Source organism: Kosakonia oryzae (assembly GCF_001658025.2).
Lineage (GTDB): Bacteria > Pseudomonadota > Gammaproteobacteria > Enterobacterales > Enterobacteriaceae > Kosakonia > Kosakonia oryzae.
Genome location: NZ_CP014007.2, coordinates 3,006,433 through 3,021,689, shown reverse-complemented (window position 1 = coordinate 3,021,689; position 15,257 = coordinate 3,006,433). Strand labels below are relative to the sequence as shown.

Below are 15,257 nucleotides of genomic sequence, written 5' to 3'. Positions count from 1 at the left end.
TAATATTTGCGCAGTGATTTCAAAATTTTTGCAGGCAGATTATGTGGTCAGAATATTCACTGGAAGTGGTTGATGCTGTTGCACGCAACGGAAGTTTCAGCGGTGCCGCTCAGGAGTTGCACCGTGTGCCTTCAGCAGTGAGCTATACCGTGCGCCAACTGGAAGAGTGGCTGGCGGTTCCGTTATTTGAACGCCGTCATCGCGATGTGGAGTTAACACCTGCCGGAAGCTGGTTTTTAAAAGAGGGGCGATCTGTTATCAAAAAAATGCAGATCACCCGCCAGCAGTGCCAACAGATCGCTAACGGCTGGCGCGGTCAACTGGCGATTGCCGTGGATAACATTGTGAAACCGGCGCGAACACGGCAATTGATCGTCGATTTCTACCGACATTTTAACGACGTCGAATTACAGGTTTACCAGGAGGTGTTTAACGGTGTCTGGGATGCGCTGGCAGATGGCCGCGTTGAGGTGGCGATTGGCGCGACTCAGGCGATCCCGGTCGGTGGACGGTATGCGTTTCGTGATATGGGCATGCTGAGCTGGAAATGCGTGGTCTCCAGCCGCCATCCGCTAGCATCAATGCCCGGCCCGCTAAGCGATGAAACGTTGCGCAACTGGCCCTCGTTGATCCAGGAAGATACGTCGCGCTCGTTGCCTAAACGTATTACCTGGCTGCTGGATAACCAGAAGCGGGTCATCGTGCCGGACTGGTCCTCTTCAGAAGCCTGTCTTTCTGCCGGGCTGTGTGTGGGGATGGTGCCCGCGCATTTCGCCCGTCCCCGGCTGGACAGCGGCGACTGGGTGGCGCTGGAACTGGAGAATCCGTTTCCGGATGCGGCCTGCTGCCTGACATGGCAACAAAATGACGCATCACCGGCGTTGAGCTGGCTGCTGGAGTATCTGGGGGACAGTGAGACGCTGAACAGCGAATGGTTGCGGGAGCCACAGTAGCGGCCCCCGCAGGGGTGATTAACGGCGGTAGTCGCGGAATGGGCCATCTGCCACTGAACGACGTTCGATCAGACGCGGATGAACTTCGATGGACTGCGACTCTTCGCGTTTGTTGACAATACGATCGAGCAACATGGTAAAGGCCGTTTCACCCAGCGAATCTTTCGGCTGATGGATGGTGGTCAGCGCGGGCGTAAAGTAGCGGGAATTGCGCACATTGTCATAGCCGATCAGCGAAATATCCTGGGGAACGCGCAGCCCCATCTCATCCGCCGCGCAGAGCGCGCCCATCGCCATAATATCGCCGCCGCAGAACACGGCAGTGGGGCGGTGTGACTGGTTGAGGATCTGCTGCATCGCCCGGTAACCTGATTCCGGTTCAAAGTCGCCCTGTACGATCCAGTTTTCCGGTACGGTGATGATCGCTTCTTCCATCGCCTTCATAAAACCGGCGAGGCGGCCTGCGCCGGTGTTGCGCTCCAGCGGGCCAGGGATGACGCCGATATCGCGATGCCCGCGCTCAATCAGATAGCGGCCGGCCATATAGCCGCCTTCAAAAGCGTTATCAATGACCGAGTCGGTAAAATCGGCTTTCGCCTCGCCCCAGTCCATCACGACCATCGGAATATTACGGTACTCTTCCAGCATGCTCAGCAGCGGCTCCGGGTATTCGGAGCACATCACCAGCAGGCCATCGACGCGTTTTTGCGCCATCATCGACAGGTAGGCGCGCTGTTTCTCAAGGCTGTTCCAGGCGTTGCCGAGGATCAAGGTGTAGCCTTTCTGGAAGCATTTTTTCTCTACGGCTTCGATGATCTCGGCAAAATAGGCGGCTTCGCTGCTGGTGGCCAGCAAACCGATCGATTTAGTGTGATTGACCTTCAGGCTACGCGCCACGGCGCTGGGGGAGTAATGTAACTCTTTGATCGCTGCCCATACGGCGTTGCGAGTCTCTTCAGCGACGAAGCGCGTTTTGTTAATTACATGAGATACGGTTGTAGTGGAAACGTTTGCTCGTTTCGCGACGTCTTTAATCGTTGCCATCAGAAATCACTCCAGACCATATCATAAGCTCCTGATAATACTTAAGGTAAACGTTTGCCTTCCATCACCCTGAACCCCAGCAAAGTGAGTGCGGTACGCCGGGAAAAAGACACTAAACGTCAGGAGGGGAGTCAATGGCCGGTACGCTAATAAATTTAGCGTCGAATTTTGTCTTATCTTGAGCAAAAGGGGAAGCGCTAAAACATATCTCCCCCGAATTCCTGCAAGATTTTTATGATTATTTGTGCAAAAATGCGCAAACCCACTATTTGTGGGGAAATGAAAATGGAGAAAAATTGATGAGCACCGATCTGAAGTATTCTTTGGTCACTACCGTCATTGTTCTGAGCCTGATTGTTTTCGGTGGGCTGACCGCCGCGCTGCATTGATCTGGCACGAGGGAGAGCCTTCTCCCTCGGCTTTCCCCGCCATTGTTATCACTTCTGCAATAATCTTTTGTCATTCTGCTAACTTCTGTTTTTTGTGATTGCTGTCATACTTTTGACTTCTGCGACAGTGTCCCCAACCGACACGGCTTTTTCGGAGTCAAACGATGAAAATTAATTTCCCTCTGCTTGCCCTGGCGATTGGCGCCTTTGGGATAGGTACAACGGAGTTCTCCCCGATGGGGTTGCTGCCCGTTATTGCCCGTGGCGTCGATGTTTCCATTCCGGCGGCGGGAATGCTGATTAGCGCTTATGCGATTGGCGTGATGGTGGGAGCGCCACTGATGACGCTGCTGCTGTCGCACCGAGGCAGACGTAATGCGCTGATTTTTCTGATGGCGATCTTTACGCTGGGTAATGTGCTGTCGGCAATCGCGCCGGACTACACCACTTTAATGTTGGCGCGCATCGTCACCAGCCTCAACCACGGTGCTTTCTTTGGTCTGGGTTCGGTTGTTGCCGCAAGCGTGGTAGCAAAAGAGAAACAAGCCAGCGCCGTCGCGACCATGTTTATGGGGCTGACTATCGCCAATATTGGCGGTGTGCCTGCTGCAACCTGGCTGGGTGAAACCATCGGCTGGCGCATGTCGTTTATGGCGACCGCCGTGCTGGGCCTGGTTGCTATGCTGAGCCTCTACTTCTCGCTGCCTGGCGGCGGAACGGGCGAACGTCCGGATGTACGCAAAGAGTTGTCCGTGCTGGTTCGTCCACAGGTGCTGTCGGCACTGCTGACGACGGTGCTCGGTGCAGGCGCGATGTTTACGCTCTATACCTATATTTCGCCGGTGCTGCGCACCATTACTGATGCTACGCCGGTATTTGTTACCGGGATGTTGGTTCTGATTGGCGTCGGTTTCTCGATTGGTAACTACCTTGGCGGCAAACTGGCGGATCGTTCGGTAACCGGTACGCTGAAAGGCTTTCTTATCCTGCTGATTGCCATCATGCTGGCCATTCCGTTCCTGGCCCGCAGCGAAGTGGGCGCGGCTATCAGTATGGTGGTCTGGGGCGCTGCGACCTTTGCCGTGGTTCCGCCGCTGCAAATGCGTGTAATGCGCGTCGCACATGAAGCGCCGGGGCTCTCTTCTTCAGTGAACATCGGTGCCTTTAACCTCGGTAACGCACTCGGTGCGGCTGCGGGCGGCGCGGTGATCTCCGGCGGTCTGGGTTATGATTTTGTCCCGGTGATGGGGGCGATTATTGCCGGGCTTGGGCTGATGGTGGTGCTGTTTTCCGGGCGCTCCCGGCCGGAACGAGCCTGTGCGGCAGTCGAGTAAAAAGAGGAGGGGCTATGCCCCTCCTTTGTTTTATGCGGCGAAATTCTTCGCCACGAAGGTCCAGTTGACCAGCGCCCAGAAGTGTTCAAGGTAGTTCGGACGGGCGTTGCGGTAGTCAATGTAATAAGCATGTTCCCAGACATCGACAGTCAGCAGCGGTGTCGCATTCGTCGTCAGCGGTGTTCCCGCATTGGACGTTGAGACAATCGCCAACCCGCCATCCGCTTTTTTCACCAGCCATGTCCAGCCTGAACCAAAGTTTTTCACTGCGGCATCGGTAAACTGCGCTTTAAACTCGGCAAAGCTGCCAAATGTTTTAGCAATCGCAGCGGCTAGTTCGCCAGTCGGCTCACCGCCAGCGTGCGGCGCGAGGCAGTTCCAGTAGAAAGTGTGATTCCAGACCTGCGCGGCGTTATTGAACACGCCACCTTCGCTGTGCTTAACGATCTCTTCCAGCGTTTTGCCTTCGAAGGCGGTGCCTTTGATCAAATTGTTGAGGTTAGTGACATAAGTCTGATGGTGCTTACCATAGTGATACTCCAGCGTTTCGGCTGAGATATGCGGCATCAGGGCGTCTTTTGCATACGGTAATGCAGGTAATTCGAACGACATTGCTACTCTCCTTCATTATTTTAATACACCCAATAACCCTACTGAGTGTGAGGCTTAGAGTAACAAATCGCGGAGACGGGAAAAAGAGAACATCGCCTGTCGCAGTGACGACAGGCGATGAGATCAACGAATGGTTTTTGGTGTAACGACGCGGCGAGCGCCGACGTAATGGCGCTGCCAGTAGTCTTCGCTAAGGGAAGTGACCTGAATATCCTGGCCGCTGCGCGGAGACTGGATAAACTTGCCGTTGCCAACGTACACGCCAACGTGATCGGCGGTACCGCGACCTTGCGTGCGGAAGAATACCAGATCGCCGCTTTCCAGCTCTGCCACATTCACCGGCGAAGCATCACGCAGGTGATACATTTCGTTGGCGGTGCGCGGAATGCGGAATTTCACTAAATCCTTATAGGCGTAATAGACCAGACCACTACAATCAAAACCGGTGCTCGGCGAGGTGCCGCCCCAGCGGTAAGGTTTACCAATCTGGTTCATCAGTTTCGACATCGCCGTTTTCTGGGCTTTCTGGATACGCACTTTATGCGCTTCAGCAATGGTCGTGGTTTTTTTGACTTTGACACAATGAGGCTTGTGACCTTTGCGCGGCGTACTGCATTTTTCCGTCCAGGCGACTTCTGTAGGTTTTAACTGGCTGGTTTTGTTACGACGCGAGGTGATCTGACTGGCTTTGCTGCTGGTGGAAACTTTTTTCTTAGCCGGTGACTTCTTGTGTTCCGCTGTTTTTTTACTGGTGGTTTTTTCTGCCGTACTGCGACCGCTTTTCTTTGATGTTTTTTGTGATGTGGTTTTTTTCTTACGTTCGGATGCTTTCGCCAGATGCGATTTTTGCACGGCCGATGCTCGCGCCTGTTCAGAGGCGTTAGCCAATGGCGTGAAAGAAAGCGTGGTGAACAACAAAGCACAGAGCGTGATCGAAGCTTTTGGTATCCGCGCCACTGAGCAATCCCCTGTTATGGCAAGCATATAATATGCCTGCGTATGGTTTTTCAAAACCCGTCGATTCTAATCCATAAAAAGCACAAAAGTTAATACTGTTTTTGCATCTATAACTTCGTTTCGTTAGCAAGCGCAAAAAAAAGCAGCAAAACGTTTCTATGACGGTTAAGAGTTGAGCAGGGCGAGTTGGGTTAAGTCATATTTTTAAGGCAACTTTACGTGACAGACGATAAAATAATGAACGGTGAATAAAATGTTATTTTCCGTTGCTTGTCTGAACCGTTACAATGTCAGATCTCAGCCGTAGAAGAAGTTGAAGGAAGTAAGACAATGAGCACAACCCTTGAGAAAATCCAGCGTCAAATCGCTGAAAACCCGATTCTGCTGTATATGAAAGGCTCCCCGAAGCTGCCGAGCTGCGGCTTCTCCGCCCAGGCTGTGCAGGCGCTTTCAGCTTGTGGCGAACGCTTCGCGTATGTGGACATCCTGCAAAACCCGGACATCCGCGCAGAACTGCCGAAATACGCTAACTGGCCAACCTTCCCGCAGTTGTGGGTGGAAGGTGAACTGGTCGGCGGCTGCGATATCATCATTGAGATGTATCAGCGCGGCGAACTGCAATCGCTGATTAAAGAAGCGGCGGCAAATCATAAAGACGAGCCGGCTGCGGAATAAGTTTCCGCCAATAAAAAAGCGACCCTGTGGTCGCTTTTTTTATGCCTGTGAATCATCGGCGAGCGGCAATGGCCATCCGCCCAGACGCTTCCAGCGGTTCACGATTTCGCAAAACAGCAGGGCGGTTTGCTCTGTATCGTACAGCGCCGAATGCGCCTGCGAGGCGTCAAAGGCAATGCCTGCGGCGGCGCAGGCTTTTGACAGCACGGTTTGCCCCAGCGCCAGCCCGCTCAGCGATGCGGTATCAAAGGTGACAAACGGGTGGAAAGGGTTGCGTTTCAGCGACGCGCGCTCGGCAGCAGCCATCATAAAGCTGTGATCGAAGGTGGCATTATGCGCCACCATAATCGCGCGGTTGCAGTTTTGATCTTTAATCCCTTTGCGCACCATTTTGAAAATGGCGTGCAGCGCATCATGTTCGCTTACCGCGCCGCGCAGCGGATTCGAGGGATCAATACCGTTAAAGGCCAGCGCTTCTGGTTGCAGATTCGCGCCTTCAAAGGGCTCAACGTGGAAATGCAGGGTACTGTCAGGCATCAGCCAGCCTTGTTCATCCATTTTCAGCGTAATGGCGGCGACTTCCAGCAGTGCGTCGGTTTTGGCGTTAAAGCCGGCGGTTTCAACATCAATCACGACAGGATAAAAACCGCGAAAACGGTCGCACAGGCCAGTAAGTTGAGCGTTATCGGACATCAGGATCTCTTGATACGGGAAAATGGCAGCGCATTATGGCAAATTTTGCGAAGGGATGTAAAACAGCGGGCGCAAAGTGCGCCCGAAGGGATCAATTACCCAGGCCGTGACCGGCATGCTTCTCTTCGATAAGTTCGATTTTGTAACCGTCCGGATCTTCAACAAAGGCGATGACGGTAGTACCGCCTTTAACCGGGCCCGCTTCGCGGGTTACGTTACCGCCGTTTTTGCGGATCGCTTCGCAGGACTCTGCGGCATTTTCCACGCTCAGCGCGATGTGACCGTAGGCGGTGCCCAGCTCATAGCTCTCGACGCCCCAGTTGTAAGTCAGCTCGATGACCGCTTCTTCGGTTTCCGGGCCATAACCCACAAAGGCCAGTGAGTATTTATATTCCGGATTTTCGCTGGTACGCAGCAGCTTCATGCCCAGCACTTTGGTGTAGAAGTCGATGGATCGTTGCAGGTTGCCAACACGGAGCATGGTGTGAAGTAAACGCATGATGTCCTCTTTATATAAATGAATTAACGTTCCAGTTAGAAACATCGTTTTAGTATAGCGGCGGAAAGCCGCCGCTATCAATGAACAATCAGAGGATCACAGAGACGGGTAGTCGGTATAGCCTTCTGCGCCGCCGCCGTAAAAGCTTTCCGGGCGCTGCGGGTTCAGTTCCGCTTTCAGTTGCAGACGTTTCACCAGATCCGGGTTAGCGATATAGGCGCGACCAAAGGCTACGGCATCGATCAAACCTTTCTCGATCAGCGCTTCCGCTTTCTCAACGGTGTAAGCGCCAGCGCCGATGATCGGGCCGTGGAAGCGCGCACGCACTTTTTCACGGAACGCATCGGTGTACGGCTCGCCGCCCGCCCAGTCCGGTTCGGACATGTGCAGGTAAGCAATGCCACGTTTACCCAGTTCTTCAATCAGATACAGCGCATCCGCTTCTTCGTTCGGGCCATTATCCACATTCTGGAACGTGCCAATCGGCGAAACGCGAATCCCGATGCGATCGGCTCCCCACTCTTTGCTCACGGCATCAACCACTTCCAGCACCAGACGGGCGCGGTTTTCCACGCTACCGCCGTACTGATCGGTACGATGGTTGGATGATGGGGACAAGAATTGATGCAGCAGGTAGCCGTGGGCAGAGTGCAGTTCGACCAGGTCAAAGCCCGCTTCACGCGCATTCGCAACGGCCTGGCGGAAATCGTTAACGATACCCGGAATTTCGGCGGTCTCCAGTGCGCGCGGCATAGAGGTATCTTCGCGGGTAGCGTTTCCATTGGCATCGCGCAGCGAAGTGCGGGTGCCCGCGCTGATAGCTGAAGGCGCGACAGGCGCTGCGCCGCCCGGTTGCAGGCTGCTATGTGAGATGCGACCGGTGTGCCACAGCTGAACCGCAATACGGCCGTTTTCACGGTGTACTGCATCGGTAATTTTCTGCCATGCAGCGATTTGTTCGGCGCTGTGCAGGCCCGGCGCGCCTGCGTAACCTTTCGCCTGCGCGGAGATTTGCGTAGCTTCGCTGATGATCAGGCCCGAACTGGCGCGCTGACGGTAATATTCTGCCATCAGCGGTGTCGGGATATCGCCCGGCTCAATGCTGCGCAGACGGGTCAGCGGAGCCATAAAAACACGGTTTGGAACGGTAATTGCGCCCACTTTCAGCGGCGTGAATAATTTACTGGACATAACAACTCCTGAATAGACCGGTCGACTAGTAAAAACTGAAATAAAAAAGCCTGAGATTACACAGGCATAGCGATAATGGTTTTTGCATGCGCCAGCGCGCTTTCCAGCGGCAGGGCACTGCGAGAAATCTTCGCCTGCAAATTAGCGCCCAGCCACAAGGCATACAGCACCTGCGCTTGCGTCAACGCATCGCCGGAAAGAATAAGGCTGCGATCTTCACGCCCTTTTTCCAGCGCTTGCGCAAGCAGGGCAATAACGCCGCTTGCGCCTTTGTCCATCGCGGCGCGCATATCTTCCGACAGATCGCACACTTCCGCTGAGAGTTTCACCGTCAGGCAACCGCTGATAATGCCCTGCTGGCAAAACTGGTTCAGCGTCTCCTGATAGTACGCCAGCAGCCTGTCGCGATAATTTCCCGGCCCGCTGGCGAAATGGGTAGCCAGCCGCTGGTGGTAACCTGCATAGTGACGCTCAAGTAACGCCACGCCAAACGCCTCTTTTGAGCGAAAATAGTGGTAGAACGAGCCTTTCGGCACTTCCGCTGTTTTCAATAATTCGCTCAGGCCCATACCAGTGAACCCGCGGTGCATGCAAAGTTGCTCGCCGGTAGCCAGTAAGTGTTCGCGCGTGTCGTGTTCGGTATTTTTGCTCATCGCGCTACTGTACTAGACCGATCGGTCTATCGCAAGTGGCAATCAATGCGCTTTAGGGCTTGCACGTTATCAGTGAGCAGTCTTCAATAGAGAGAGTGCATGCATTAACGGAGACGACAGTGCCTGAACAACTGGAGTTTTTCCCCGTCCAGAGTCCGTGTCGCGGCATCTGCCAGGCAGATGAACGGGGCTTTTGCCGTGGCTGCATGCGTAGCCGCGATGAGCGTTTCAACTGGCAAAACATGAGTGACGGGCAAAAACAAGAGGTGCTCCGCTTGTGCCGTCAGCGCTGGCTGCGCAAAATGCGCGCAAACAAATCCCTTCCTCCGGAAGAACCTCAGCAACCTTCACTTTTTTGACCCTGAAAATGCGTATACTCACAGGAAAATGACCTTTGAGGATACAACTATGGTTCAACGTATTGCTCTTGCGCCGCAAGGCCCGGAGTTCTCTCGTTTTGTGATGGGTTACTGGCGTTTGATGGAGTGGAACATGTCCTCGCGCCAGTTGGTGAGTTTTATCGAGGCGCATCTCGATCTGGGCATCACGACTGTCGATCATGCTGATATTTATGGCGGCTACCAGTGTGAAGCCGCGTTTGGCGAGGCGCTGAAACTGGCTCCGCATTTGCGTGAACGGATGGAAGTCGTCAGTAAATGCGGTATTGCCACCACCGCGAAAGCGGAAAACGTGCTTGGTCATTACATCACCGATCGCGACCACATTATCAAAAGCGCGGAACAGTCGCTGAGCAATCTGGCTATCGATCATCTCGATCTGCTGCTCATTCACCGTCCCGATCCGCTGATGGATGCCGATGAAGTGGCAGAGGCTTTCCTGCATCTGCACCAGAGCGGTAAAGTGCGCAACTTTGGCGTTTCCAACTTCACCCCGGCGCAGTTCTCACTGCTGCAATCGCGGCTACCGTTTACGCTAGCGACCAACCAGGTGGAGATCTCCCCGGTACATCAGCCGCTACTGCTTGATGGCACGCTGGATCAACTGCAACAACTGCGCATTCGCCCGATGGCCTGGTCGTGCCTGGGCGGCGGTCGCCTGTTTAATGATCCTGCTTTTCAACCGTTGCGCGATGAGTTGGCGAATGTTGCACGCGAGCTGAACGCGGAAACTATCGAACAGGTGGTTTACGCGTGGGTCATGCGTCTGCCATCGTCGCCGCTGCCGATTATCGGTTCCGGCAAAATTGAACGTGTAAAATCGGCGCTTGGCGCGCTGGATCTGCAGATGACTCGCCAGCAGTGGTTCCGCATCCGCAAAGCGGCGTTGGGCTACGACGTTCCATAAGTGAAGACCTTCCGGTGAAATCGTTCATCCTGATTTAAACTGACAGGGTAAACGTATATCAACGGAGGTCATATGAAGCGTTTTAGTCTGGCAATGCTGGCGCTGTTGGTCTGTACGGGGGCGCAGGCCGCCAGTGAAGACGTCGAGATGCATCTCGTCACTGCCCAGGGCATTGGGCAGTCGATCGGCAGCGTGAAAATCAGTGAAACGGACAAAGGGCTGGAATTTGCGCCGGATCTGAAAGCCCTGCCGCCCGGAGAGCACGGCTTTCACGTCCATGCCAAAGGCAGTTGCGAGCCCGCCATGAAGGAGGGCAAAGCCTCCGCCGCTGAGGCCGCAGGCGGCCATCTTGATCCACAACATACGGGTAAACATGAAGGGCCGGAGGGCATCGGACATTTAGGCGATCTGCCGGTGCTGGTGGTCAATAACGACGGTAAAGCTACCGATCCGGTGATTGCGCCGCGGCTGAAAAAGCTGGATGAGGTGAAAGACAAAGCGCTGATGATTCATGTCGGCGGCGATAATATGTCCGATCAACCAAAACCGCTGGGCGGCGGCGGGGCGCGTTATGCCTGTGGTGTTATCAAGTGATTCGCTCGATAAGCGTGCCTTCGGGCGGCGCTTGCTCCAGTTGGGAAAGCGAACAGTAAAGACGCCAGATAACCGACGCCAGTTCGCGCGCCGCAGGCTGATGGTGTTTTCCCAGCGTGACATAAATATGTTGTAACTCCGCCTGCGTGGCGGACAGTGTTCGTTGCTGGACGCCACGCTCACTCATCACATCGCGCAGTAATGCAATGCAGATATCACGCACGTTTGCCAGCGCATCGGAACGAATCTCCCACTCGCGAAGTTGCCACACCACATGCGAACAATTCAGCAGTACAACTCCCCAGCGCAATAACCAGCGCCGCGCCAGCACGTCCGCACTGTTGCTCAACTGGCTGATATGGTGATAGACCACGGATTCGAACTCATCCTCGCTCAGTTGCGGTACGCGGCTGAGTTGATCGACAAAATTACGCCGCAAGGTACGGATATGGCGGCGGCTTTTGCGCGCATCTGAACCCGGACGTAGCACGGCAAATGACAGCCAGGCCAGCGCAACGCCGAGAATTTCCGCCAGACTATTATTTAAAAAATCGGCGAAATCATAAGTAGGCGGATTGGTAACCGAGATAAACGAACCCATAAAAACGATCAACTGCCCCCACAGCGCGGCCTGTTTGGGGAGTTGTAATTTCAGCAGTTGCATGGTGATCACCAACGGGAACAGAAACAGCAAAAATGAACCCAGTTCGCTTATCTGCACCATCAGGCCGAATTTCACCACAAAACTGAACAGCGACAGCAGCAGCAATGTGCGCAACAGCAGGGTCAGCGAGTCAAAAGGCGCAGGCGACACCGAATAGAGCACGCAACTGATTGACGCCAGCGTCAACGCCGCCGCGCCATATTCCCACTGCGTATTAATGCTCCAGGCGCCGACCAGCGCCAGCGTGCAGAAAGTACGAATACCGCTCCACAGCGCCTCGGCATTATCGGTATAGCGCATCAACGCCGGGCTACGCGGCGGCGTATGGACGCTGATCGGCGTTGCGTTCTCAATACGCGCCAGCCAGCGGCTGCTGGCCAGATAGAGGCGGCAAAAATAGCGTAAGCGCTGCCAGAATGCGTGGTGGCGGTAATCATCCTGCTCGCCAGGCGCAAGAGGCGCAATTATCCGGGCGATGGTCAGCGCGTCGGCGTTCGGTCTGGCCAGCGCGGCCAATAATTCTCCTATTATCGGGCGCAAATTGGCTGGCGCGTCCGGCCAGTTAAGCAGCATGCGGCGCAGGCTGGAGATCACGCTGGTCATACGTAGTTGCTGATGCAGCAGCCAGGTGAGCAGGGCGTTTTGCTGACGGAAACGGTAATGGCTCCAGAAAGCCTGGATGCGCAGCAAATTGGTGGTGAGGATCTGGCCGATGACGCTTTCATGGGCGGCGCGAATGGCATCGGTCGTGTCCGGTTGCCATAGCAGGCTGGCGTGCTCCAGCAGACGGGCATGCATCTTTTTTAAGGTCGTCAGTAATGTAACGCCGTCCGCTGTGCCGGGCATCACCATCATCATCATCCCGGCGCACAGGATCCCCAGCGTGATTTCACAGACGCGCGCCTGAGCGGTATCCCACAGCTCCGTGATGTCGGTAATATTGACCACCGAGAACGCGATAATCGCGGCGGTGTAGCCAGCAAGCTGGAAGGCGTAAGCGACATTATTGGTGAATTGCGCGCAAGCCCAGGTACAAAAGGCAATCCAGCCAGCCATCGCAAACAGGAACAGCCATGGGTCATTCAACGTTTGCCCGGCGATAATCAGCGCAGCGCTGGCTCCAAGGAAACTACCGGCAATACGGCCAAGACTCTTACTGATCACGCCACCGACAGTAGGGAAACTGACCACCGCGGCGGATGTCATCGCCCAGTAGGGCTCATCCAGATCGAGATAATAAGCCACCGTTAGCGCCAGACACATGGCGATGCCATTGCGCAGCGCATAACGCCACTGGTCGGTCGTGGCTTTCACCCACGGCAGGTTTTGCCACCACCAGGCAGGGGATTTCATGGTTGTTCGCCAATTGCCACGGTACAGGTAGTGCCGGACACCAGCGTCAGATTGTCGGGCAATTTATCAAACTGAATACGTACCGGCACGCGCTGCGCCAGCCGCACCCAGGGCACATTTGGTTTGATGTCCGGAACCAGGCCGCTGTCTGTTTCAACACTCTGATCGTAGATAGCGCGGCCAATGCTGGATACGTGACCCTGTAACGTTACGTTGCTGCTGTACAGGACGATTTTCGCGGTGGCACCTTCATGAATATGGCGCAGTTTGGTCTCTTCAAAATAGCCCATCGCATAAAACGAATGGCTATCGACAAGGGCAAAAATCGGCTGTCCGGTGGTAGCGTAGTTGCCCGTGCGCGCCGAGAGATTAGTGACCCAGCCATCCACGGGCGCGCTGACAGTGGTCTGCGCCAACTGCCATTTTGCCTGTGCCAACTGCGCTTCGGCGATGGCAACGCCCGCCTGCGCAGCCTTAACGCCAATATTGGCAGTATCGAGATCTTCTGCGGAGATGTAATTTTGTGACAGACGGCGGCGGCGGCTGGCTTCGTCACTGGCTTTTGCCAGATCCGTGTGCGCTTTTGCCAGTTGCGCTTCGGCGTTCAGAACGGCGATGTGGTATGGCGTATCATCAATGCGAAACAGCAACTGCCCGGCTTTGACGAACTGGTTATCTTTCACCGCCAGCGCGGTAATCGTGCCGGAAACCTGCGGCGTAATACTGACCTGTTCAGCGCGAATTTTTCCATCCCGCGTCCAGGGGGTTTGCATGTAGTAGTTCCACATCCACCATGCCGCGACAACGGCCACTGCCAGTACCAGCAAGGTGGAGAAATATTTAAGGGACTTCAAACGCATATTTACCACACGATGAGCAAGCCGAGCGCGAGGCTCAGCGCAATAACAAACAGGGAAAGATCCATCAGAATGGGGTGCCAGATCTCGCCAGCGTAGATCCACTCGCGCAACACACGGTGGGCGACAAGCCACAGCAGAAAGCCAAGCATCACGACTTTAAAAATAGGCGGGAAATAGACTGATGCGCCGAAAATCAGGTCCTTGAGGGGTAAATCCAGATAATTCGAACTCCACTTCACGTTTATATGTCCTGTGCAGTCAAACGGATCGCCGGACAGGGCTTAACGGTAAGAAACCGATAAAGGTGCAACGCCAGAGCTGGGAGCGACCTCGCAAACCACTTGACCGGGACAGCAATACATTTGTTTTACCAATATAAATACTGCAAACTATTTTAAAATGAGTATAATAAGTTAGCAAGCTAATTATAAGGAGATGAAATTGGAATCGCCATTAGGTTCTGATCTGGCACGCTTAGTGCGCGTATGGCGCGCTTTGATTGACCATCGCCTAAAACCTCTGGAATTAACGCAGACTCACTGGGTCACGCTGCACAATATTCATCAGTTGCCGCCCGAGCAGTCGCAAATTCAACTGGCTAAAGCGATTGGCATTGAGCAGCCTTCGCTGGTGCGTACGCTTGACCAACTGGAGGAGAAAGGTCTTATTTCTCGCCAGACATGCGCCAACGATCGTCGGGCAAAACGGATCAAATTGACGGAAAAAGCAGCCCCCATTATCGATGAAATGGAGACAGTGATTCGCAAAACCCGGGGGGAAATTCTTTCCGGGATCTCTGCAGAAGAACTGGATCTCTTAATCAAGATGATTGCCCGGCTGGAACAAAATATCCTTGAGCTACAGGCGCGGGATTGAATTAAAAAAGCCTTGCAATCGCAAGGCTTTTTTTATGTCTGAAGAGGGTCACAACAGCAACCTGGCGCTTAGCGCGGAGAAACTGTGACCTGGCTGCCGTTGCTGGCCATCACAACGCGCTGGCCTGCAGCGAAACGGGTATTGCCCTGTTTCTGCACCACCATGATGGTGTTACCGTCGTCTTTACGAATTTCCAGCTCAACACCCTGCGTTTTGTTCAGCGAACCCTGAACGGACTGACCCGCTACGCCGCCTGCCACCGCGCCTGCTGCGGTAGCCAGAGAACGACCAGTGCCGCCGCCCACGGTGTTACCGAGGAAACCACCCAGCACCGCGCCGCCAATCGCGCCGATAACGTTGCTGTCATCACCGCCCTGAATTTGTACCTGACGGACATGAACAATGGTGCCGTAAGTGACATTTTGCACTTGTTTGGCTTCGGAGGCAGAGTAAACATCGCCGGAAAGCGTATCGTTGTTGACACAACCAGCCAACGTTAAACCAATCAGCGAAACTGCCAGTGCACGTAACATCATTTATGAATCTCCTGTTCACCATGAAATGCTCTTATGAGCATCCGTCATGGTTAAATTATATGGCATTTT

Annotated in this window: 19 protein-coding genes; 8 read left to right on the top strand and 11 right to left on the bottom strand. The window is 54.4% G+C overall.

The window, feature by feature from the left end; all coding sequences use genetic code 11:
* Window positions 1-41 precede the first annotated feature (41 nt).
* Window positions 42-953 carry a DNA-binding transcriptional activator PunR gene (punR, locus tag AWR26_RS14355; RefSeq protein ID WP_064566834.1) on the top strand — a complete coding sequence of 304 codons (912 nt, stop codon included), beginning with the start codon at window positions 42-44 and terminating at the stop codon, window positions 951-953.
* An 18-nt stretch (window positions 954-971) separates the two neighbouring features.
* On the opposite strand, the gene purR is transcribed toward punR, so the two are convergent.
* A complete protein-coding gene (purR, locus tag AWR26_RS14350) occupies window positions 972-1,997 on the bottom strand; it encodes an HTH-type transcriptional repressor PurR (protein ID WP_064566832.1) in 1,026 nt (341 codons plus the stop codon).
* A 299-nt stretch (window positions 1,998-2,296) separates the two neighbouring features.
* Here purR and cydH point away from each other — a divergent pair, with 299 nt between their 5' ends.
* Window positions 2,297-2,386, top strand: coding sequence for a cytochrome bd-I oxidase subunit CydH (gene cydH / locus AWR26_RS14345; protein WP_090137008.1), 90 nt, complete (start codon window positions 2,297-2,299; stop codon window positions 2,384-2,386).
* Between the two features lie 164 nt (window positions 2,387-2,550).
* Window positions 2,551-3,720, top strand: a complete 1,170-nt coding sequence (locus tag AWR26_RS14340; protein WP_043953724.1) for an MFS transporter — start codon at window positions 2,551-2,553, stop codon at window positions 3,718-3,720.
* 30 nt (window positions 3,721-3,750) lie between these two features.
* Here the strand turns inward: AWR26_RS14340 and sodB are convergent, their stop codons facing one another.
* Window positions 3,751-4,332, bottom strand: coding sequence for a superoxide dismutase [Fe] (sodB, locus tag AWR26_RS14335; protein WP_064566830.1), 582 nt, complete (start codon window positions 4,330-4,332; stop codon window positions 3,751-3,753).
* 123 nt (window positions 4,333-4,455) lie between these two features.
* Window positions 4,456-5,289, bottom strand: a complete 834-nt coding sequence (locus AWR26_RS14330) for a C40 family peptidase (protein WP_043953722.1) — start codon at window positions 5,287-5,289, stop codon at window positions 4,456-4,458.
* A 330-nt stretch (window positions 5,290-5,619) separates the two neighbouring features.
* Here AWR26_RS14330 and AWR26_RS14325 point away from each other — a divergent pair, with 330 nt between their 5' ends.
* Window positions 5,620-5,964: a Grx4 family monothiol glutaredoxin gene (locus AWR26_RS14325; RefSeq protein WP_007374765.1), complete on the top strand. Its 345-nt coding sequence runs from the start codon at window positions 5,620-5,622 to the stop codon at window positions 5,962-5,964.
* 39 nt (window positions 5,965-6,003) lie between these two features.
* Here AWR26_RS14325 and rnt read toward each other — a convergent pair whose 3' ends face one another.
* The 4 genes from rnt to AWR26_RS14305 form a co-directional block, all read right to left on the bottom strand.
* Window positions 6,004-6,657 carry a ribonuclease T gene (gene rnt / locus AWR26_RS14320; protein ID WP_007374766.1) on the bottom strand — a complete coding sequence of 218 codons (654 nt, stop codon included), beginning with the start codon at window positions 6,655-6,657 and terminating at the stop codon, window positions 6,004-6,006.
* Between the two features lie 91 nt (window positions 6,658-6,748).
* The gene (gene gloA, locus AWR26_RS14315) at window positions 6,749-7,156 is read right to left on the bottom strand and encodes a lactoylglutathione lyase (protein WP_007374767.1); all 408 of its coding nucleotides are present in this window, start codon (window positions 7,154-7,156) and stop codon (window positions 6,749-6,751) included.
* 96 nt (window positions 7,157-7,252) lie between these two features.
* Window positions 7,253-8,347: an alkene reductase gene (gene nemA, locus AWR26_RS14310; RefSeq protein WP_064566828.1), complete on the bottom strand. Its 1,095-nt coding sequence runs from the start codon at window positions 8,345-8,347 to the stop codon at window positions 7,253-7,255.
* Window positions 8,348-8,403: 56 nt separating this feature from the next.
* On the bottom strand, window positions 8,404-9,000 hold the full coding sequence (locus AWR26_RS14305; protein ID WP_064566826.1) for a TetR/AcrR family transcriptional regulator: 597 nt from the start codon (window positions 8,998-9,000) through the stop codon (window positions 8,404-8,406).
* A 119-nt stretch (window positions 9,001-9,119) separates the two neighbouring features.
* On the opposite strand from AWR26_RS14305, the gene AWR26_RS14300 reads away from it, so the two are divergent.
* The 3 genes from AWR26_RS14300 (at window position 9,120) to sodC (ending at window position 10,899) form a co-directional block, all read left to right on the top strand.
* Window positions 9,120-9,359, top strand: coding sequence for a DUF1289 domain-containing protein (locus tag AWR26_RS14300; protein ID WP_043953718.1), 240 nt, complete (start codon window positions 9,120-9,122; stop codon window positions 9,357-9,359).
* Between the two features lie 49 nt (window positions 9,360-9,408).
* A complete protein-coding gene (locus tag AWR26_RS14295; protein ID WP_064569024.1) occupies window positions 9,409-10,305 on the top strand; it encodes an aldo/keto reductase in 897 nt (298 codons plus the stop codon).
* Between the two features lie 72 nt (window positions 10,306-10,377).
* The gene (gene sodC, locus AWR26_RS14290; RefSeq protein WP_064566824.1) at window positions 10,378-10,899 is read left to right on the top strand and encodes a superoxide dismutase [Cu-Zn] SodC; all 522 of its coding nucleotides are present in this window, start codon (window positions 10,378-10,380) and stop codon (window positions 10,897-10,899) included.
* Here sodC and AWR26_RS14285 read toward each other — a convergent pair.
* Genes AWR26_RS14285 through AWR26_RS14275 form a run of 3 tightly spaced genes read right to left on the bottom strand, consistent with a single transcriptional unit; the run spans window position 10,892 to window position 14,015 of the window.
* Entirely contained in the window at window positions 10,892-12,916 is a 2,025-nt protein-coding gene (locus AWR26_RS14285; RefSeq protein ID WP_064566822.1) for an FUSC family protein, read from the bottom strand. The two genes, sodC and AWR26_RS14285, sit on opposite strands and share 8 nt — an antisense overlap.
* Entirely contained in the window at window positions 12,913-13,776 is an 864-nt protein-coding gene (locus AWR26_RS14280) for an efflux RND transporter periplasmic adaptor subunit (protein ID WP_064566820.1), read from the bottom strand. Before AWR26_RS14280 ends, AWR26_RS14285 begins: the two co-directional genes overlap by 4 nt.
* Window positions 13,777-13,778: 2 nt before the next feature.
* Window positions 13,779-14,015, bottom strand: coding sequence for a DUF1656 domain-containing protein (locus tag AWR26_RS14275; RefSeq protein ID WP_043953714.1), 237 nt, complete (start codon window positions 14,013-14,015; stop codon window positions 13,779-13,781).
* Window positions 14,016-14,211: 196 nt separating this feature from the next.
* Here AWR26_RS14275 and slyA point away from each other — a divergent pair, with 196 nt between their 5' ends.
* Window positions 14,212-14,652, top strand: a complete 441-nt coding sequence (slyA, locus tag AWR26_RS14270; RefSeq protein WP_064566818.1) for a transcriptional regulator SlyA — start codon at window positions 14,212-14,214, stop codon at window positions 14,650-14,652.
* A 68-nt stretch (window positions 14,653-14,720) separates the two neighbouring features.
* On the opposite strand, the gene slyB is transcribed toward slyA, so the two are convergent.
* Window positions 14,721-15,188, bottom strand: coding sequence for an outer membrane lipoprotein SlyB (slyB, locus tag AWR26_RS14265; RefSeq protein WP_064566816.1), 468 nt, complete (start codon window positions 15,186-15,188; stop codon window positions 14,721-14,723).
* Window positions 15,189-15,257 lie beyond the last annotated feature (69 nt).

Bases quoted from the DNA above. Each gene is read 5' to 3' on its own strand.
- punR (WP_064566834.1), top strand. From the start codon at position 42: ATGTGGTCAGAATATTCACTGGAAGTGGTTGATGCTGTTGCACGCAAC.
- purR (WP_064566832.1), bottom strand. From the start codon at position 1,997: ATGGCAACGATTAAAGACGTCGCGAAACGAGCAAACGTTTCCACTACA.
- cydH (WP_090137008.1), top strand. From the start codon at position 2,297: ATGAGCACCGATCTGAAGTATTCTTTGGTCACTACCGTCATTGTTCTG.
- AWR26_RS14340 (WP_043953724.1), top strand. From the start codon at position 2,551: ATGAAAATTAATTTCCCTCTGCTTGCCCTGGCGATTGGCGCCTTTGGG.
- sodB (WP_064566830.1), bottom strand. From the start codon at position 4,332: ATGTCGTTCGAATTACCTGCATTACCGTATGCAAAAGACGCCCTGATG.
- AWR26_RS14325 (WP_007374765.1), top strand. From the start codon at position 5,620: ATGAGCACAACCCTTGAGAAAATCCAGCGTCAAATCGCTGAAAACCCG.
- rnt (WP_007374766.1), bottom strand. From the start codon at position 6,657: ATGTCCGATAACGCTCAACTTACTGGCCTGTGCGACCGTTTTCGCGGT.
- gloA (WP_007374767.1), bottom strand. From the start codon at position 7,156: ATGCGTTTACTTCACACCATGCTCCGTGTTGGCAACCTGCAACGATCC.
- nemA (WP_064566828.1), bottom strand. From the start codon at position 8,347: ATGTCCAGTAAATTATTCACGCCGCTGAAAGTGGGCGCAATTACCGTT.
- AWR26_RS14305 (WP_064566826.1), bottom strand. From the start codon at position 9,000: ATGAGCAAAAATACCGAACACGACACGCGCGAACACTTACTGGCTACC.
- AWR26_RS14295 (WP_064569024.1), top strand. From the start codon at position 9,409: ATGGTTCAACGTATTGCTCTTGCGCCGCAAGGCCCGGAGTTCTCTCGT.
- sodC (WP_064566824.1), top strand. From the start codon at position 10,378: ATGAAGCGTTTTAGTCTGGCAATGCTGGCGCTGTTGGTCTGTACGGGG.
- AWR26_RS14285 (WP_064566822.1), bottom strand. From the start codon at position 12,916: ATGAAATCCCCTGCCTGGTGGTGGCAAAACCTGCCGTGGGTGAAAGCC.
- AWR26_RS14280 (WP_064566820.1), bottom strand. From the start codon at position 13,776: ATGCGTTTGAAGTCCCTTAAATATTTCTCCACCTTGCTGGTACTGGCA.
- slyA (WP_064566818.1), top strand. From the start codon at position 14,212: ATGAAATTGGAATCGCCATTAGGTTCTGATCTGGCACGCTTAGTGCGC.
- slyB (WP_064566816.1), bottom strand. From the start codon at position 15,188: ATGATGTTACGTGCACTGGCAGTTTCGCTGATTGGTTTAACGTTGGCT.